At 60.4% G+C, this 17508-nt stretch carries 18 protein-coding genes and 1 pseudogene; 13 read left to right on the forward strand and 6 right to left on the reverse strand.

All coding sequences use genetic code 11. The features are described from left to right. Positions 1–6 precede the first annotated feature (6 nt). Positions 7–1155 (reverse strand): Gfo/Idh/MocA family protein, encoded by a 1149-nt coding sequence (locus NKH43_RS20030; RefSeq protein ID WP_352811980.1) that lies wholly within the window; start codon positions 1153–1155, stop codon positions 7–9. Between the two features lie 437 nt (positions 1156–1592). Here NKH43_RS20030 and NKH43_RS20035 point away from each other — a divergent pair, with 437 nt between their 5' ends. The 6 genes from NKH43_RS20035 to NKH43_RS20060 are packed head-to-tail and all read left to right on the forward strand — an operon-like array spanning position 1593 to position 6815. After that, positions 1593–2366: a sugar phosphate isomerase/epimerase family protein gene (locus tag NKH43_RS20035; RefSeq protein ID WP_352859592.1), complete on the forward strand. Its 774-nt coding sequence runs from the start codon at positions 1593–1595 to the stop codon at positions 2364–2366. Between the two features lie 10 nt (positions 2367–2376). After that, positions 2377–3453: a Gfo/Idh/MocA family protein gene (locus NKH43_RS20040; RefSeq protein ID WP_352548576.1), complete on the forward strand. Its 1077-nt coding sequence runs from the start codon at positions 2377–2379 to the stop codon at positions 3451–3453. Continuing rightward, entirely contained in the window at positions 3453–4271 is an 819-nt protein-coding gene (locus NKH43_RS20045; protein ID WP_352818086.1) for a sugar phosphate isomerase/epimerase family protein, read from the forward strand. The genes NKH43_RS20040 and NKH43_RS20045 overlap by 1 nt, the downstream gene beginning before the upstream one ends. Beyond that, positions 4271–5104: an alpha/beta fold hydrolase gene (locus NKH43_RS20050; protein WP_352848508.1), complete on the forward strand. Its 834-nt coding sequence runs from the start codon at positions 4271–4273 to the stop codon at positions 5102–5104. The genes NKH43_RS20045 and NKH43_RS20050 overlap by 1 nt, the downstream gene beginning before the upstream one ends. After that, positions 5101–5823, forward strand: a complete 723-nt coding sequence (locus tag NKH43_RS20055) for a ribulose-phosphate 3-epimerase (protein WP_352790388.1) — start codon at positions 5101–5103, stop codon at positions 5821–5823. The genes NKH43_RS20050 and NKH43_RS20055 overlap by 4 nt, the downstream gene beginning before the upstream one ends. Next, complete coding sequence (locus NKH43_RS20060) at positions 5823–6815, forward strand: ROK family protein (RefSeq protein WP_352548581.1); 993 nt, start codon at positions 5823–5825, stop codon at positions 6813–6815. The genes NKH43_RS20055 and NKH43_RS20060 overlap by 1 nt, the downstream gene beginning before the upstream one ends. A gap of 97 nt (positions 6816–6912) precedes the next feature. Here the strand turns inward: NKH43_RS20060 and NKH43_RS20065 are convergent, their stop codons facing one another. Continuing rightward, positions 6913–7674 (reverse strand): DeoR/GlpR family DNA-binding transcription regulator, encoded by a 762-nt coding sequence (locus NKH43_RS20065; RefSeq protein ID WP_023721854.1) that lies wholly within the window; start codon positions 7672–7674, stop codon positions 6913–6915. A gap of 232 nt (positions 7675–7906) precedes the next feature. Here NKH43_RS20065 and NKH43_RS20070 point away from each other — a divergent pair, with 232 nt between their 5' ends. The 7 genes from NKH43_RS20070 to NKH43_RS20100 all read left to right on the forward strand — a co-directional run bounded on the left by NKH43_RS20070 (position 7907) and on the right by NKH43_RS20100 (position 15093). Beyond that, entirely contained in the window at positions 7907–8713 is an 807-nt protein-coding gene (locus NKH43_RS20070; protein WP_031194878.1) for a beta/alpha barrel domain-containing protein, read from the forward strand. Continuing rightward, the gene (locus NKH43_RS20075; protein ID WP_352548582.1) at positions 8710–9648 is read left to right on the forward strand and encodes a PfkB family carbohydrate kinase; all 939 of its coding nucleotides are present in this window, start codon (positions 8710–8712) and stop codon (positions 9646–9648) included. Before NKH43_RS20070 ends, NKH43_RS20075 begins: the two co-directional genes overlap by 4 nt. Before the next feature lie 149 nt (positions 9649–9797). Beyond that, positions 9798–10943: an ABC transporter ATP-binding protein gene (locus NKH43_RS20080; protein ID WP_352483933.1), complete on the forward strand. Its 1146-nt coding sequence runs from the start codon at positions 9798–9800 to the stop codon at positions 10941–10943. A 707-nt stretch (positions 10944–11650) separates the two neighbouring features. After that, on the forward strand, positions 11651–12904 hold the full coding sequence (locus NKH43_RS20085) for an ABC transporter substrate-binding protein (RefSeq protein WP_031194880.1): 1254 nt from the start codon (positions 11651–11653) through the stop codon (positions 12902–12904). 158 nt (positions 12905–13062) lie between these two features. Further along, positions 13063–13944 (forward strand): carbohydrate ABC transporter permease, encoded by an 882-nt coding sequence (locus tag NKH43_RS20090; protein ID WP_352591063.1) that lies wholly within the window; start codon positions 13063–13065, stop codon positions 13942–13944. A 6-nt stretch (positions 13945–13950) separates the two neighbouring features. After that, positions 13951–14799 carry a carbohydrate ABC transporter permease gene (locus tag NKH43_RS20095; protein ID WP_023721860.1) on the forward strand — a complete coding sequence of 283 codons (849 nt, stop codon included), beginning with the start codon at positions 13951–13953 and terminating at the stop codon, positions 14797–14799. A 54-nt stretch (positions 14800–14853) separates the two neighbouring features. Continuing rightward, on the forward strand, positions 14854–15093 hold the full coding sequence (locus NKH43_RS20100; RefSeq protein ID WP_352590998.1) for a ricin-type beta-trefoil lectin domain protein: 240 nt from the start codon (positions 14854–14856) through the stop codon (positions 15091–15093). 87 nt (positions 15094–15180) lie between these two features. Here the strand turns inward: NKH43_RS20100 and NKH43_RS20105 are convergent, their stop codons facing one another. The 4 genes and pseudogenes from NKH43_RS20105 to NKH43_RS20120 all read right to left on the reverse strand — a co-directional run. Next, positions 15181–15579 (reverse strand): type II toxin-antitoxin system VapC family toxin, encoded by a 399-nt coding sequence (locus NKH43_RS20105; protein ID WP_352516340.1) that lies wholly within the window; start codon positions 15577–15579, stop codon positions 15181–15183. Beyond that, positions 15576–15842 (reverse strand): AbrB/MazE/SpoVT family DNA-binding domain-containing protein, encoded by a 267-nt coding sequence (locus NKH43_RS20110; RefSeq protein WP_031194881.1) that lies wholly within the window; start codon positions 15840–15842, stop codon positions 15576–15578. The genes NKH43_RS20105 and NKH43_RS20110 overlap by 4 nt, the downstream gene beginning before the upstream one ends. Positions 15843–16242: 400 nt before the next feature. Continuing rightward, positions 16243–16587: a DsbA family protein gene (locus NKH43_RS20115; protein ID WP_352859594.1), complete on the reverse strand. Its 345-nt coding sequence runs from the start codon at positions 16585–16587 to the stop codon at positions 16243–16245. 44 nt (positions 16588–16631) lie between these two features. Then, positions 16632–16850: pseudogene (locus tag NKH43_RS20120) on the reverse strand (DsbA family protein); the annotation flags it as partial. Between the last annotated feature and the right edge of the window lie 658 nt (positions 16851–17508).

The following is a 17508-nucleotide window of genomic DNA, read 5'->3' on the forward strand; positions in this document are numbered from 1 at the left end:
CCAAACTCAGGCAAGCAGGCTTGCCGCCTCGTCCTCCGCAAGGAGTGGCGGCTGATCGACGGTTCCATTGACTGCAACCGACTCGCGGCTTTCTCCCGAAGCGAGGATCGCTTCCATGATCTCCAGCACATGCAGCGCAAGGTCGCCGGACGCACGCGGCTTTCTTCCGCTCAACAGCGCGCGTGAAAGGTCGGCGACGCCGAGCATGCGGTAATTGGCGCGATCGGGCGCGGCGAAGGGCCAGTTGCGCGCGCCGTAGAGTTCGCTCTCGCTTGTGAAGTCTGCCCAGTCGGCTCCGCGCTCCGAAAGCGAGACGGTGCCGCCGAATGTGTCCGGATCGGGCAGCTTGAGCGAGCCTTCCGTGCCATGCAGTTCGATCGGATGGTTGGAGTGCTTGAAGACGTCCCAGGAGGCGCCGAAGGCGACGGTAGCGTCTGAGCGGAATTCCAGCAGCGACAGGATGCTGGTTGGCGTGCCGACCTTGAAGGTGGTGTTCCTGTAGGGACCCTCTGCGGTGATCAGGCGCTCCTCCTGGCCACGCGTTGCCATGGCCATCACGCGGCCGACCGGCCCGAGCAGGTTGACCAGCATAGTCAGGTAATATGGCCCCATGTCGAAGACCGGGCCGCCACCGGGTTGATAATAGAATTGCGGATTGGGATGCCAATGCTCCATGCCGCGCCCCATCATGAAGGCGGTGCCGGTCACCGGCCGGCCGATCGCACCCCCGTCCATGAGGCGGCGCGCCCGCCGGCCGGCGGCGCCAAGAAACGTGTCGGGGGCCGAGCCGAGCAGCAGCCCGCGCTTCGCCGCCTCCGTGACAAGACGGCGACCGTCGTTGGCCGAGGTCGCCAGCGGCTTTTCGGTGAAGACATGCTTGCCCGCCGAAAGTGCTGAAAATGAGATGTCGAAATGCGCCGACGGGATGGTCAGGTTGAGGACGAGGTCGATCTCCGGGTCGGCCAGAAGCGCGTCGACGCTGAGCGGACGGATGCCATATTCGCTGGCGCGCAAGGCCACCATGTCGGCGGAAATGTCGGCGCAGGCGCGCAGTTCCACCTCACCGAACAGAGCCGCATTGCGCAAATAGGTCATCGAGATGTTGCCGCACCCGACAACGCCGATGCCGAGCTTTGTCTTTGATTTCCCGTGCATTTCGATCGTACCTCCCAACACGTCAGCGGCCTGGACCGCTGCGCGGCAACGGATCACATTCGCAAGCCGCTATACAACATTTTAAATATTGACGCGCGTAAAATTGTTATAGAACATGCGAAAATGCTGACGAACGTCGGGCGCGCTGCCGGCCCTGGGAGGAGAAATGACTGACATGAAAAATCGGCCGGCCGCCGGCTCGAAGCCCGTGCTCATGTTATGATCGCCGACCGCCGGCAATTTCTCACTGGAAGCGCCGGGCAGCTGGTGCAGTAGCGCGGCTTGCGCGCAGGACTGGGCGTTCGCCGGACTCGCGCCAGTCGCGCGCCGAGCTTTGCCAACACCGCCTCGGGGGAGGCTGACGCAGGGCGGCATCAAGGAAGGAAAGGACGGTCGTGAAAAACCTGAAAGTCGGTTGCCAGACTTTTCCTTGGGAAATGTTGGGAGACCGCTTTGCCGGCGGCCCCGACGATCTCGTGAAGGCGATCGCGGATGGCGGCTATGCCGGCATCGAGATCACCGACACGATGATCGGCCGCTATGCCGGCAGGCCGGCGGAATTCGCCACCGCACTGAAGGCGACCGGCCTCACCCTCGTCTCCTTTGCCTTCGGTTCGAAGAACGGCTTCACACTGAAGGACAAGATCGGCGCCGACCTCGAGGCCGCGAAGCGCTGGATCGACTTCGCCGCCGCTTTTCCGGGCGCGATGGTGTCGATGGGCTCGGCCACCGTCGTCTCGGACGGCCGACGCGACGACAAGTTCGCCATCGCGGCCGAGATCTACAACAGGGCGGGTGAGCTCGGGCGCAAGGCCGGCGTCGATGTCGCGGTACATCCGAGCTCGCACCACAACACGCTGCTGTTCGACCGCGCCGATTACGACCGTATCTTCGGGCTGATCGATCCGTCGCTGGTCGGTTGGGTGCCCGACACCGGCCACATATTGCGCGGCCACAACGATATGATCGACACCCTCACAACCCATCGCGACCGCATCCGCTACCTTCACCTGAAGGATGTCGATGCCAGCGGCACTTGGGCAATGCTTGGCAAGGGCATCTGCGACACCCAGGCAGTGATCGCCATCGCCAGCGCCGCGCCCAACTTCAACGGCTGGCTGGTGTTGGAGGAAGAATCCGACACCGCTGCCGCAGATCCGGCCGCCGCGGTCAAGACCAACCGCCAGACGATGCGCGGCTACGGCGCGTGAGGAACAGATCATGATCCGGAAACAAGACCGCCGCCTTCGTGTCGGTGTGCTCGGCTGCGGGCCGATCGCGCAATTCGCCCATCTCGAATCCTGCGTCAAAGCAAGGAACGCCGACCTCTATGCTATCTGCGATGCCGCCCCCGACCTTTTGGCGCGCATGGGCGCGACCTATGAACCTGAGAAGATGTATGGCGACTACGACGCCATGCTGGCCGACCCGGAACTGGAGGCGGTGATCGTCGCGACCTCGGACGCCTATCACGTGCCGATGGCGATCAAGGCGCTCGAGGCCGGCAAGCATGTGCTGTGCGAGAAGCCGATCGGCGTCTCGGTCGAAGAGGGCCAAAAACTCGCCGACGCGGTCAAGCGCTCCGGCAAGGTGCTGCAGGTCGGCCACATGAAGCGCTTCGACCCGGCTCTTGAGGCGGCGCGCGATTTCGTCCGCGACGAGATGGGCGAGATACTGGCGCTAAAAGCCTGGTATTGCGATTCCACCCACCGCTACACCAACACCGATGCCATCCAACCGCTGCCGGTCAGCAGCCGGCTGGCGCGCAAGCCGGCCGGTAATCCGAAGGCCGATCTCAGGCGGTACTTCATGCTTGCGCATGGCTCGCACCTCGTTGACACCGCACGCTTCCTGTGCGGCGAGATCCTCGCGGTGCGCGCCCGTCTCAACCAACGTTTCGGCGCCTATTGCTGGTTCGTCGAAACGGAATTCGCCAACGGAGCGCTTGGCCATCTCGACCTGACGGTGGCTGTGCGCATGGACTGGCACGAGGGCTTCCAGCTCTACGGCGAAAACGGCTCGGTGATCGCGAAGACTTTCAATCCCTGGTACTTCCGGGCAAGCGAGGTCGATATCTTCCATGAGAAGGATGCAACGTCGCGCAAGCCGCTTGGCGCGGACGGCCATTTCTTCCGACGCCAGCTCGAAGGCCTCTCCGACACCGTGCTTGACGGCGCGCCGCTGCGTGGCGCCGACGTCGAGGACGGCCTCGCCTCGATCCGCGCCATGGTGGCGATCGCCCGCTCGGTCGAAACCGGCCAACGCGTCGAGATTGCTGGCGTAACAGGAGCGGTCTGATGGAGATCGGGGTGTTCGCCAAGACCTTTCCGGGAAGCGAGCCGGCCGGTGTGCTGGCCGCGGTGCGCGACGCCGGATTTGCCGTTACCCAGTTCAACCTTGCCTGCGCCGGCCTGCCGTCGATGCCGGATGCGGTGCCGGATCACGCCATCAGCACTATTGCGGCTGCGTCTGATGCCTCCGGCGTCGCTTTGGTGGCGCTGTCGGGCACCTACAACATGGCCCATCCGGACAGGACGGTGCGCCACGACGGCCTGCGCCGTCTTGGCGCGGTCATCGAGGCCGCGGCAGCGCTTTCGGTTCCGCTCGTCACCCTGTGCACGGGAACGCGCAACGCGGACGACCAGTGGGCGCATCACCCTGGCAATGCCGATCCGTCGGCCTGGGCCGATATGGCAAGCGAGATGGAAAAGGCGCTTGCTCTGGCCGAGCATCACGGTGTCGAACTCGGCATCGAACCCGAACAGGCCAACATCGTCACATCGGCAGCGGACGCGATGCGCCTTATCGCAGAGATGGGCTCGAAGCGGCTGCGCATTGTGCTCGATCCGGCGAACCTGTTCGAACAGGCGAGCACAGGGCAAGCACGCGCCGTCGTCGCTGCAGCAGTCGAAGGCACCGCAGGCCACGTCGCCATGGCCCACGCTAAGGACCGTTTCGCCGACGGCCGCTTTGCCACCGTCGGCCGCGGCGTCGTCGACTTCGCCGATTTCGTCGCCCGGCTCAAAGTGTCAGGCTTTGACGGGCCGCTGGTCACGCACGGCCTTTCAGCCGAAGAGGCACCAGGCGTCGCCCGGTTCCTGAAGGGGCTGGCCTGATGGCGCGCCCGGCCACCTTGTTTCGCGACGATGCCACGCTGCGGATTTCCGATGAGGGCGACGGGCTTGCCGTCGTCTTCCAGCACGGGCTGGGCGGCGGCGAGGCACAGGTCGCGCAGGCTTTCCCCATCGACGCCGGCTGCCGGCGCATCACGTTGGACTGCCGCGGACACGGTGAGTCCGATCTAGGCAGCCGCCGACCGTTTTCAATGGCGATGTTTGCGGACGATGTTCTGGCCGCCGCCGACCAGGCCGGCCTCGACCGTTTCGTCGCTGGCGGCACTTCCATGGGCGCCGCGATTGCGTTACGCCTTGCCTGCCGTTGTCCGGACCGCGTCGCTGGCCTGATGCTTGTGCGGCCGGCCTGGACGTTCGAACGCGCGCCAGTGAACCTGCAGCCGATCGCCGAGGTCGCCGGCCTCATCCTCGATCATGGCCCCGACAAGGCCAGGACGATCTTCTCGCGGTCTGAAGTCGCCGCGCGCCTGCAGAGCGAGGCACCAGACAATCTCGCCTCGCTGTTCGGTTATTTCGACCGCCCGGATGCAGCATTGTTTGCGCAAGTCCTGGCCGACATCGCTGCCGATGGAGCTGAGGTCTCGGCAAGCGACGCCGCCACCCTTGGCATTCCTGTGCTGGTCATCGGCAATACTGTGGATGCGGTGCATCCACTATCGGCCGCGCATACACTTGCGGATGCCATCCCCGGCGCGGCCTTTGTGGAGATCGCCGCCAAGGCGCTCGACGGCAAAAGGCATTTCGCCGAGCTGCAGGCCGAGATCACCACGTTCCTTCACGCCCACTTCAACATCCGGAGCCTTGTTGCGTCATGACGAGCAAATCCTTATCCGGCCGTGTTGCCATCGCCGCCTTGCCGCGCAACCGGCTGCTCGGCGAGTTTTCCCTGTGGTCGGCCGACCTGGCCAACATGGAGCGCGATCTGAAGCGCATAGACGCTTATGTCGACCTGCATCACATCGACGTCGCTGACGCCCGCTTCACCCCCGGCTTCCTGTTCTTTCCGGATCTGGTGGCACGGATCGCCAAGCTGACGACAAAGCCGATCCATGTGCATCTGATGGTCGAAGCGGAAATCGTCGAGGAGCAAACGCGCCAGTTCATCGAGGCCGGCGCCGACCTCATCAGCGTCCATGCTGAAAACGGCGAGGCCGGGTTGCGCGCCGTGCGGCTGGCGCATGAGCTCGGCGCCGAGGCCGGCGCGGTGCTCAGGCTGGAAACGCCTGTCTGCGCCGTCACGCCCTTCTTGCCCGAAGTTGCCTTTGTGACGCTTCTCGGCACGTCGATCGGCGTCAAGGGCCAGGCGCTGTCCGATCAGGCCTGCCCGCGCCTGATCGAGGCGCGCGCGCTGATGCGAAAAGCAGGTCGAGAGAACCAAATCATCTTGGCTGCCGATGGCGGAATCCGACACGAGACGGTGCCGCGCCTGCGTGCTGCCGGGGCCGAAACGGTGGTGCTCGGATCGCTGGCGTTCGGCGACCCCGACCTTGCGCAACGCATGGCCTGGCTGCATGGGTTGAAGGTCACCGCCTGATGACCAAAGTTGCGCTTGCATTCGATCTCGGCGGAACGGAGCTGCGGGGCGCGCTGGTCGAGCGCAACGGTCGGGTTGTCGCCCGCGTTTCGGCGCCGACGTTGGCGGGTGCGGGATCGGAAGCGGTGATCGGCCAGATCATCTCACTTGCTGGCAGGCTTTTGGTCGAGCGGCCGCAGGCAGAGATTGCCGGCATCGGCGTCTGCGCGCCGGGGCCGCTCGATCCCAAGGCCGGGATCGTGATCGCGCCGCCGACGCTGGCCGGCTGGCACGACGTGCCGCTGCTCGACATTCTGGGCAGGCATTTCGGCCTGCCGGTGCGGCTGGAGAACGACGCCAATGCAGCCGCGCTGGGCGAATGGCGTTTCGGCGCCGGCCGGGGTAGCGGATCGGTGGTCTTCGTCACCGTGTCGACCGGCATCGGCGGCGGCGTTGTTGCCGATGGCCACATCTATCATGGCCGACGCGGGCTGGCAGCCGAGATCGGCCATATGACCATCACCGGCGAAGGCGACCGCTGTTTCTGCGGCGCCATCGGCTGCTTCGAGGCGGTGGCATCGGGAACCGCGCTCGGGCGGCATGCCACGCGGCTGACGGCTCCCGGCGACGGCTCACTGCTCAGGCGTCTTTCCGGCGACGGCGATGTCTCGGCCAGGCACGTCGTCGAGGCCGCTCGCGCCGGCGATATCAGGGCCCTGGAACTGGTCGAGGCCGAGGCGAAGTGGCTGGGCATCGGCTTCACCAATCTGTTGCACCTCTACTCGCCTGATCTGATCGTGATGGGCGGCGGCCTCGCCAACGGCTTCGATCTGCTGGCGCCGCTTGTCAGGGGCACCGTCGAAGCGCGGGCGATGCCCGCCTATCGCGATGTGCCGATCGTACAGGCGCAGCTCGGCGACCAGGCCGGCCTGGTCGGCGCGGCAAGCCTGATCCTGCGGGAGGGCAAGCCAGGAACGTCACTGGCAATGGCGCAGAACGACGAGAGAAGATGACGCCGGCACTCGCCGGGAGCGCTTCGGCCGCAGCGAATTCGAACTCCGGCGTCAAACGCAGCGCGGCACCGAGAGGCTGATGGCAGACGGAAGGCACTCACACGTAGCGCACTTCGACTCCCAGCTTGTCCAATCGGCTACGAATCCCATACGGCATACCAGTGTCGGTGATGATCAGATCGACACGTGACAACGAGAATGCCTTGGACGAGGCGCCGATATCCCATTTGCTTGAATCTGCCACAAGGATCACACGCCTGGCCATACGAACCAGGTTACGCTTCGTACGTGCAATGTCTTCTGAGACATCGACGACGTCGAATGAGTGATCTATCGCATGCGCGCTGACGAATGCCTGGTGAGCCACAAGACCGCCCACGGCCTTGTCAAAATCCGACACGATCGTGCTGACCGTCTCGGGATAGACCCGACCGCCTATCATATGCACGTCCAGTCCGGGACGATACATCAGATGCTGCGCGATGTTCATCGCGGTTGTCGCTACTACGACATTGCTGACCGGGGGCATCTGCATTGCGACCTGCAGCAACGTCGAGCCGCTGTCGAACACCACGGACTGGTTGTCTATGATCTGGCGCGCCGCCATCTGCGCGATACGCCGTTTGGCATCGAAGTTGCGGTACATCCGTTCTTCGAAGGCCGCGGCGGGCGAATCAGCGGGCAAGGCAATTGCGCCGCCATGCGTTTTGATCAACTGCTTTTTTGCGTCCAGAATTTCCAGGTCGGACCTAATGGTCACCTCGGACACGCCGAAGTTTTCCGCCAGTTGGCTGGTGCGCGCCTGGCCGGTCCGTTGAAGCTCGAGCATGATCTGATGTCGTCGTTGTTCCGCCAGCATGTGTGACCCCGAATTGCTGTTTGAATAGCTGCACGCTAACCTTTCGAAAATCGAACCCCAAACCGGCAAGCGTTTGCGAATCCTTGGGATAGCGCGTCATCGTAGCGAACGCTAGCGGTCGCAATCGCAATCTTATATCAAAACGAAAGAAATCGAAATATTGAGTATTGTTTTGCTTTCGAGTTAGGGTCCCTCAATGTCAGATCAAAAATCGCGAAGGGACTGCACCGATATGGGCCTTGGAACTAAAATTCGCTTGTCGCGGCTGTTCTCGCATCGATCTGGAAACCTGTTCGGTGGTGCGGTCGACCATTTCGTAGGCTATGGCAACGTCCGTGAGGGCGGCCTTGCGGATCTCCCCGGCGCGCTCAAGCGAGTGATGGCCGGAGAGCCAGATTACATCAGCATTCAGCCTGGTGCGGCGCGTCATCTGTGGCCGGCTTACGCCGGCAAGGCGGCGCTGGTCATTCAGGCGGGATGCTTTACGCCCGACGATCGAATCAGTCAGTTGATCGCGACACCCGAAGATGCCGTGCGCTACGGTGCCGATGCGCTGGCCGTCGCTATTCCGGTGCGGGGCGATACCGAGGGCCACTACATTCGCTGGCTTACCGATACGGTCAACGCTGCTGCTCGTTTCGAAATGCCGGTCGTTGCTCATGTTTATCCGCGCGACTATTCAAACGGCTGCAAGATCGTCTTCACGCCCGACGAGATCGCCTATGCAGTTAGGATTGGCTTTGAGACCGGCGTCGACGTGATCAAGGTCGGATACACTGGGGACTTCGACTCATTCAAGGAAACGGTCGCCACTTGCCCGGTTCCCATCGTTATCGCCGGCGGCCCGAAGACCGAGGATCTTCTGGGCGCTCTGACCCAGACCTCTGAAGCCCTGCGCGCCGGCGCGAAGGGTGCGGTCGTGGGGCGCAATTTGTGGGGGCATGGTGACATCACGATGGCAGCGCGTGCGTTCAAGGGCGTCATTCACGACGGGATGGCGCCGCAAGACGCTTTGGCGGCTGCGGCACGTGAGCCGTGACCGGCGATCTTCAGGTCTTGGGCTTCGGAGCCTTGGCGATTGACGACATCATCTATGTCGACAGCCCGCTGGGTGCCGGCAAAGGGAGGGTGACAAATCGCACGAGGGACCACGGCGGCAATGTGGCGACGGCACTCGTTGCTGTCGCCAAGTTGGGCGGGCGTGCCGGTTTCATCGGCTGGCTGAGCGATCAGCCACATTCAGATGTCAGCGCCCGCGAACTTGAACGACACGGTGTCGACATATCGTTCGCGCCACGTCGTTCCGATGCCAGGCCAATCCGGTCGGTGATCACTGTCGCGCCTAATGGTGACCGGTTCATCGCCTATGATGATGATGTGCCGCACGGGACCTCGGATGCGCTGGCCGACAGCGTCCTTGCGCAAGCCCAGGTACTGTTGATCGACGGCTACGCCACGCAGGCGGAGATGGTCGTTGCTCGAGCCCGCACGCTGGGTCTGGCGGTGATCGCCGATATTGAGTGGACAATCGGACCTGCAACCGACCGATTGATCCGCCTATCAAATCACCTGGTATTCCCTCTGGAATTTGCGCAGACCTATACAGGCGAAAAAGAGGCGACGGCGATCCTGCGCAAGCTGTGGTCGGATGACCGCTCCGCGGTCGTGTTGACCGATGGCGATCGAGGCGCCTACCTCCGGCAAAAGGACGATGCCGTTTTGTGGCACGTTCCGGCCTACAAGGTCAGGGCAGTGGACACGACCGGCGCGGGGGATTGTTTCCATGGGGCCTATGCCTTTGCCCTTACACAGGGAAAGCAGCCTGTCGCCTGCGTTATTTATGCAAACGCCGCGGCCGCGATCTCGGTAACGGGCCGCGGTGGCCGTATGGCTCTGCCAGACCACAATGCCTGTCTCGCGTGGATGGCGAAAGAAAATGCGCCTGTGCCCATACCGATTACGTCGCCAGACTGAGAATTCATCGCTCGGATATTGCCGCTTCTGGGGGAACGTCCGGGGAGCGCGCCTTGGCTGCGCCGATGACACTGCCGGTTCGATCTGCAGTCGCGCTGGGTGGAGGCTATTCGACGTTTAGCTAGCGCAGATAATAGGGAGGATGTGACGTGGCCGTTGTTGTGTTGGACAAGATTTGCAAGACCTACGGGACGAAATTCCAAGCAATCAGGGATCTTAGCCTGACGATAAACGATGGCGAGTTCCTCATTCTCGTTGGCCCTTCGGGATGCGGAAAATCGACTGCCTTGCGCATGATCGCGGGGCTGGAAGAGATCAGCAGCGGAACCCTGAGCATTGGCGGCGAGAATGTTGAGGATCTGGCGCCGAAGGACCGCGATATTGCGATGGTCTTTCAGAATTATGCTCTTTATCCGCATATGACAGTGTTCGACAACATAGCCTTCTCGATGAAGCTTGCGGGGAAGAGCAAGGCCGAGCGCACGAAGCGCGTCCATGAAATTGCAAAGACCCTGCAATTGGAAACGCTGCTCGACAGTAAGCCGGCGGCGCTGTCAGGCGGACAACGCCAGCGGGTCGCCATGGGGCGCGCGATGGTGCGCGAACCGGCGGCCTTTCTCATGGATGAACCCTTGTCAAACCTCGATGCCAAGCTGCGCGTGCAAATGCGCGCGGAAATTGTCAGCCTGCAAAGACAGTTGGGGGTGACCACGATTTATGTAACACACGATCAGACCGAAGCCTTGACCATGGGCGACCGGGTTGCGGTCTTAAAAGGCGGTGTGCTTCAGCAGGTCGACACGCCAAAGACACTGTACAATCGGCCAATCAATGCCTTCGTGGCGGGTTTCATCGGGTCGCCATCGATGAACCTGTTCGAAGGCCGTTTGCACAATGGCAGGATCGACCTGCCGACCTTTTCGATCCCGGTGCCGACGAGTGCGTTTGAGCGCTCGCCTGGTCTGACCGCCTTCGAAGGCAAGACACTCATCTTCGGCATACGCCCCGAGGATCTCTACGACAGCAGTCTGGAATCGGGATCGCGCCATGCCACTCTGCCGGCCATCGTAAAGTCGACGGAGGAATTGGGATCCGAGCTTGTCGTTCACCTGAGTGTCGATGCGGTTCGAATCGATTCCGGCGACCCAGATGCCGTTGAAGATCTAAGCGGTGCGGCAAACGCCGTAGCGAGGTTTGAAGCCGTCAGCGCGGTCCGGCCGGGCGAGTTGATTAATCTTGCGATCAACGCGGCCAAGTTGCACTTCTTCGATCCCCAGACGCATCTCGCAATTTAGCGTGATCCGCGAGGGTTGATCCGGAAAGAATCGGACGCGCAAATTTTGTTAGACGCTGGCTCCGCTCTGGTGTGCGAACCCCTCGCTCGACCATCAAATCGGTTGGTTGAGGGTTATTTTTGGGCCGTGACTTCTAAGCTGCAAGATCGTAGCCGGCCAGGAGCCAAGCATTCGTGGGCGACTAAGATCGTTGGCTTTGCATCAAGGGAAATTTCGGGCCGTCCTCCTTGGCAAACGGTGCAACCCTGCTCGACATCGTTCAGCGGTGCGACACGCCGATTTTTTCACCGGGAGCTCGAGATCGTCTTGTGCCCATTGGTCACCCAACAAAGCGACCAAGCGATCAAGAGTCGCCTGAACGCCGTCTAAATTGCGACGTCTTCGCAAGTGCGTGACCTGCCGAAAGCCCGCTTTTCCGCCCGATCGATGCGCCTTTCATTTGTTTTCTTTTGAGCTAACAGGCTTTCGTTTGTTTACGAAATTAGCGGAAAAATGCGACGCGAGCAATGTGTACAATGGAAAAAGCACCTCCTCGGAACTCAGACAAATCGCGTTATTATTCAACTGCTTACATTTATTTCTGGCTTCGCATTATCCCAGCCATTCTTCACGATCCCAGTTCTTGATTGACACAAAGACCCGGAAGGGAACCTAGTTTGATCGCGATCGGGAGGATCGAGCCAAAACATCGCTCCGAGGAGGGAAACATGAACGTCAGTAAATATATTGTAGCGGCTTCGTCCGCTGTGGCCGTCTGGGTACTATCTGCCACCTGCGCCTTCGCTGAGACCAATCTCGAATTCATCCAATGGTGGGAGCCCGAAATGCCCGCTGGCGCTCTGCGTGGCATCATGGATGAGTTCGAAGCTAAAAACCCTGGCATCAAGGTGACGCTTGTCAGCGGCCCCTACTCCGCCACCCATGATCAGATCGTGGTCGGCGCCGCGTCGGGTACGCTCAGCGATGTCGTCGGCCTGGACGGCGCATGGGTCAACGGGCTTGCAAAGCAGGGCGCAATCGCGTCGATGGACAGCCTAATGGCCGACGCCAAATATGACCCGAGCCAGATCGCTGACATCATCAAGGTCAACGGCCAAAGCGTCATGTTCCCGCTAGCCTCGTTCGTATACCCGGTCTTCGTCAATCTCGATCTGGCCAAGGCTGCCGGTGTCGACAAGATGCCGACTACCCGCACAGAATTCGCCGCTGCCGCGAAGAAGATGACCAATACGGACAAGAACGAATACGGGTGGGTGCTGCCGCTATCGCTGCAAAATCCCGGCGGCATCCAGAACGACGTGATGTCTTGGGTGTGGGCTTCCGGGGCGTCGATGCTCAAGGACGGTAAGCCCGATGTGGAAAATAGTGCCGTGGTCGGTACGCTCGAATACATCAAGTCCCTGCAGGACGCCGGCGTCATATCGCCAGGCATCTTTGCCAAGAAGGAACAGGACAAGGTCGAAGAGTTCGTCAACGGCCGCGTTGGAATGATGATCGACTCGCTGGCACATATCAATCTTATCCGCCAGCGCAACCCCGATCTCAAGTTCGGCATCTCTGCCCTGCCTGCGGTTGATGGCTATTCGGGTAAGCGCGGACTGCCCTATGCCTCGTGGGGCATCGGCATCAGCAACAGCACCGAGCACAAGGCTGAGGCCTGGAAGCTCGTTGAATATCTGATGAGCCCGGAAGTGAACGGCCGCCTGGTATCGCTCGCAAACGCCTTTCCAGGCAATGTGCACGCGAAGCCTGACTTCTCGAAATCGGACCCGCTATTTGAGGAAGCCTTCAAGATCTACCAAAGCGGCCACCTGGCCAACGAATTCGTGGGCCTGCCCGTCGCCGAGGACCTGATGCGAGACATGAACGTCGAAGTGCAAAAGATGTTCGACGGCCAGCAAACCGCAAAGGACGCGGCTGCCAATACGCAAAAGCAGTGGTTGGTTGACTTCGCCAAGTAGGCGCAGCTCCAGACAATTCCGGCAGCGCGATATGGTTCTATCGCGCTGCCGCTGCATCGTAACCAGACGATACGTTCCTACGATCAAACGGGTTACACCTCATGAGCCTCGCCAACGAAGGTCTGATCGTCACGCCAACGAAAGTGCGCAAGCGTGGCATGATCTCTTACAAGACAAGAAAGAGGCTGATCCCGCTGTTTTACGTGGCGCCAGCCACGTTTTTGTTTTGCCTGCTCATGCTGTTTCCCATGATCACGGTCCTGCGCTATTCGCTGATGGACGGCGCGATCATGAAAAAGGACGCTGCTTTCGTAGGGTTGCGGAACTACGTGACGATCTTCGCAGATCCGGTTTTCTGGCAGTCGGTCGGGCAGACCCTCTATTTCACGGTGATGAGCGTCATTTTCCATCTTCTGATCGGCTTGGCCTTCGCGCTCTTGCTCAACACGCAACGGGTCCATCCGGCGGTTAGAAGCATTCTGCGTGTTCTCTACATCTTGCCCTGGCTTTTTACGGCGGTGATCATCGCGATCATCTGGCGGCTGATTCTGGATCCCAACGGCGTGGTCAACAGCATCCTGATGGCGCTCCATATCGTCAACTTCAAGGTCGAGTGGTTCTCTTCGACGAAAACCGCGCTCCATGCGTTGACGTTTGCGAACATCTGGGCGGGATACCCGCTTTACATGGTCAGCTTGCTCGCCGGTCTGCAGGGCATCCCCAAGGACCTTTACGAGGCCGCAGGCATCGATGGGGCCAATGAGTTCCAAAAGTTCCGGTACATCACGATTCCGCAGCTGATGCCGATCATCATCAGCATCGCCTTGCTGGATTTCATCTGGACGATGCAGGTCTTCCCGCTGGTCTGGATGACAACGGGCGGTGGCCCGATCCATGCGACCGAGGTGCTAAGCACATATACCTATAAGCTTGCGTTTTCGAGTTACGAATTTTCACAAGCCTCGGCGAGCGCGATCTTCATCCTGATCATCTCGATGGGCGCGACTTACTTCTACATCAAACACCAGAAGGCCAGGTGACCGGCAATGGCAAAGCGCTCTTCTTTCAAAAACACCGTATTGCCCACCGTACTGACATATCTGGGGCTCGCGGCCGGTCTGGTCTTTGCAGGTTTTCCCATCCTGTGGATGTTTTTCACTTCGTTGAAATCGAACACCGAGATCTTTGCCCTACCGCCGAGGCTGCTGCCCGACCATTTCACCAACGTAGCCTACCTTTCGATCTTCAATGATCCGGTCAAGGTGCGCTTCTTTCTCAACAGCTATCTCGTCGCGGGAGTGGTAACGCTTCTGACGCTGCTGGTCGCCGTTCTTACGGCCTATGGCTTCAGCCGCTATTCATTCCGTTTTAAGAATACGCTCAACGTCTTTATCATCAGCACACAGACCGTCCCGCCAATCACACTTCTCATTCCCTATTTCGGCATGGTCGTCGCCTTCGGTATTTTCAACACCTACTTCGCGCTGATTCTAACCTACATGGTATTCACCTTGCCTTACGCAATTCTGCTGATGACGGGCTACCTCAATACCCTGCCAAGGGAACTCGATGAGGCGGTGTTGGTCGATGGGGGGTCAAGTTGGACAGCGCTGTGGCGTGTGGTTATCCCTCTTTCAGTGCCTGGCATCGTAGCGACTGCGGTCTATACGTTTCTATTGGCGTGGAATGAGTTCCTCTTTGCGCTCACTTTGACGAAGTCGACAGACATGCGGACCGTTCCAATCGGTATCGAGTTGCTAATGGGCCAACATGCGTTCGAATGGAACGAGATGATGGCGATGAGCGTGCTGGGATCGCTCCCGCTTCTGATCCTGTATCTGATTGCACAGCGTTATTTCCTCGCGGGCTTGGCCGCCGGGTCGGTGAAGATCTGAGCGGCTGGACTCCCAGTTCGCCGCTCTCGTCATCCCGTTGAGGGATTGGCCGGAATGGTGTTGCTGAACACAAACACCCCCAATGTCCGGCTACCCGGTTCGAACGTGATCGTCCATTCCTGCCAGCAGGGAAGCAATCAACGCTGGGATCATACTGGCGGCCAACTTAGGAGTCGTGCTTCCGGCCTATGCTTGACCGCGCATGACGGCGCACAGTTCACTATGGAAAGCTGCACTCCCGGCACGCGCAATCAGATTTGGCACCTGCCTCTCCTGCCTGCCGCACCTAGATGATTGTGGCACGGGACAAACAGAATTCGATTCCTCGCAGCAGCCTCTAACAGACGCGACAGCGCAGTGCGAAAGACCACCGCGGAAAACTTAGGAAAGAAGCTGTACGGATTGTCCCTGCGCCGAAAGCAGTTTGGCGGCCTTCCGGTCAAACGAGACGAAAGTCTCCCCGCCAAGCCAGCCGCCGTCAAAAGCGATCACGCCGTCCGCGAAATCGCCGCCGGCATCGAGGACTGACAGCCCTGCCTCAACTGCCGGCCGGTTGACGACAACATTCGCGGTGTTCAGCAACGCCCGGATCGCCGCGGCAATATTTTCGCGCTCTGTCTGGTATTGCCTGGCCAGAACCCAGGCGAACTCGCACAAGGCCTGCAAGCTCACGGCCACGATGTCCGCTTTGGCCAGCAGGTCGACGGCAACGGCCGCCTGCCCCTCATCATCGGCGACATAGGCGCGCAGCAGCACATTCGTGTCGGCCGTAACCCTCATTCCTTGCCGGACCCGGCCGCGGCGCCCGCTTCCGCTATCGCCTCGTTGATCTCCTCGATGCTGAGCACCTGGCCGTTCGTCTTGCCTCTGAGGAAGCCGTGGAGGTCCCGGAATGACCCTTTCGCCCGTGCCGCCTTCAATTCCGCCCGACCGTCGGGCAGCAGATCAAGCTCGATCTTCTCGCCCGGCTTGATGCCCAGATGTTGCAGCACGTCCTTGCGGAACGTCACCTGTCCCCTTGTCGTCACTGTCAACGTTGTCATATTAAACATTTCCTGTTCATCGCAATAAGATAATGCAAATCTGCATTATTATCAATGCAGATCGTCGGGGCCAAGCTTGGCGTCCATGCGGCGACAGAATCGCATTCCTGCCGTTTAGAAAGCCGCCAGGGACTGTGGATTCGCTCTCGCCCCCTAGTTCGGCAGATTCGTTGATTTCCCAACGTCGAGTGGATCACGAACGGTCGCTTCGAGTATCTCGAGATAGCTTTTTCGACGTTGCGGCCGGTCTGGACCGCTGCCCTCCATCTGCCCTGCGATCTTCTTCAGATTTTCCGCCGCCGGCCAGAAACGACCATCACCTTGGCGAATTCGCTCATAGCGGACAAACAGGGCAGGTCAGCCACGATTGGCGGATCCAAGGGGCTCGCGCACTTCCGTGCTAATGGACATCTTGCAACCGATGCCGACCGGTTGCCCAAGAAAGCGCTTCTTCGAGCCGGTCGTCTCCCCAAAAAGTTTCGCCATTTACCACGAACGCAGGCGAACCGAAAATTCCGTATTCGCGCGCCGCATCGGTTTCCATCTTGAGCCGCTCGTGGGCGGCGGGTGCGTTGGCCTGAGCGATCACTGCATCCACGTCTTTGCCGAGTGGCCGAAGCACGTGTTCAAGGTGGGCTCTGTCGCCGAGGGCCACGCCCTCCAAATACCAAGCCTTGAAGCTCTCGATTGTATAGTCCTCACACCAGCCGCCTTCCGCGGCGACCATTGCAACCCTGTTGGCCAGAAGGTCGGGGTCGGTTGGCCAGTGGGTGCATTTACGAAGGGTAGCGCGTGAGTTCGCGCCCTGCGCTGCACGTCACGCCACATGTATTTGACCTTGGCGGTCTGCGGGCGAAGCGCAATGTTGTTTTCCGCCATGACGGTGCGGACATTGAATGGACGCCATCTGACGGTAATGCCAGCGTCCCTCGCCAAAGGGCCGATACGCACGACGGAGAGGTATGCATAACCACTCCCAAGGAAATAGAAAAATTCGAGTTGCCTCATCCGCTGTCTCCTCGACACTGTCTGGAGCCCGGGCGTTCACGCGATCGCCGACGCCACCACTACGCTGCCAGCTGCCCTTACCAAGACTTCACGCGTCGCCTCCCAGTTTCCTGGTCGTCATGGCGCATCGAAGGCATCCTGCCCAAACATCAGGGTAATTGCTGAGTTCCTGTATTGCGCAAGCGAGATCCCTGTCTTCGCTCTGTGAAAAGGCTTGCCGAATTGCTTCCCAACCACGCAACGTTACAGTGGAAGAGACGATCCACCTGGCATCTTCCGCCTAGGCTGAAGCACAAGCTGCTGCCTTGAACCGATTCACGAGCTGCAAGGTATTCTCTCGTGATTGGGCAAAGTCTAAGCTAAAGCCAACTATGGCCTCCTGCCTCCCGACGCACACTATCGCCCAACGTTGGAGCGTAGGCAATATTGTATTAGCGTCAACTTGAATACCGCCATCGTCGCTCCCGGCTCACCCTGGCGCGGCGAATAGGCATTGGTGACGTGGTGGCGATCACCGCGGCACAGGGCGCGGGCCTATCCGCGTCTCAGCCGCAGCTCGCGCGTGACTCCCGGCGGCGAAATTCGAACTCCGGACCCCTAGAGTCGAAGTTACTAGTGTCAAAATAGTTGTTTTGAACCAATTGTTTAATCAAAACAT

Origin of the sequence: Mesorhizobium sp. M1163, assembly GCF_040318415.1 — a bacterium.
In the GTDB taxonomy this organism is placed as follows: Bacteria; Pseudomonadota; Alphaproteobacteria; order Rhizobiales; family Rhizobiaceae; genus Mesorhizobium.

Coding starts and splice junctions, on each gene's coding strand:
- NKH43_RS20030 (WP_352811980.1), bottom strand. CDS start 1,155: ATGCACGGGAAATCAAAGACAAAGCTCGGCATCGGCGTTGTCGGGTGC.
- NKH43_RS20035 (WP_352859592.1), top strand. CDS start 1,593: ATGTTGGGAGACCGCTTTGCCGGCGGCCCCGACGATCTCGTGAAGGCG.
- NKH43_RS20045 (WP_352818086.1), top strand. CDS start 3,453: ATGGAGATCGGGGTGTTCGCCAAGACCTTTCCGGGAAGCGAGCCGGCC.
- NKH43_RS20060 (WP_352548581.1), top strand. CDS start 5,823: ATGACCAAAGTTGCGCTTGCATTCGATCTCGGCGGAACGGAGCTGCGG.
- NKH43_RS20100 (WP_352590998.1), top strand. CDS start 14,854: ATGGTGTTGCTGAACACAAACACCCCCAATGTCCGGCTACCCGGTTCG.
- NKH43_RS20050 (WP_352848508.1), top strand. CDS start 4,271: ATGGCGCGCCCGGCCACCTTGTTTCGCGACGATGCCACGCTGCGGATT.
- NKH43_RS20095 (WP_023721860.1), top strand. CDS start 13,951: ATGGCAAAGCGCTCTTCTTTCAAAAACACCGTATTGCCCACCGTACTG.
- NKH43_RS20070 (WP_031194878.1), top strand. CDS start 7,907: ATGGGCCTTGGAACTAAAATTCGCTTGTCGCGGCTGTTCTCGCATCGA.
- NKH43_RS20090 (WP_352591063.1), top strand. CDS start 13,063: ATGATCTCTTACAAGACAAGAAAGAGGCTGATCCCGCTGTTTTACGTG.
- NKH43_RS20105 (WP_352516340.1), bottom strand. CDS start 15,579: ATGAGGGTTACGGCCGACACGAATGTGCTGCTGCGCGCCTATGTCGCC.
- NKH43_RS20055 (WP_352790388.1), top strand. CDS start 5,101: ATGACGAGCAAATCCTTATCCGGCCGTGTTGCCATCGCCGCCTTGCCG.
- NKH43_RS20085 (WP_031194880.1), top strand. CDS start 11,651: ATGAACGTCAGTAAATATATTGTAGCGGCTTCGTCCGCTGTGGCCGTC.
- NKH43_RS20065 (WP_023721854.1), bottom strand. CDS start 7,674: ATGCTGGCGGAACAACGACGACATCAGATCATGCTCGAGCTTCAACGG.
- NKH43_RS20110 (WP_031194881.1), bottom strand. CDS start 15,842: ATGACAACGTTGACAGTGACGACAAGGGGACAGGTGACGTTCCGCAAG.
- NKH43_RS20040 (WP_352548576.1), top strand. CDS start 2,377: ATGATCCGGAAACAAGACCGCCGCCTTCGTGTCGGTGTGCTCGGCTGC.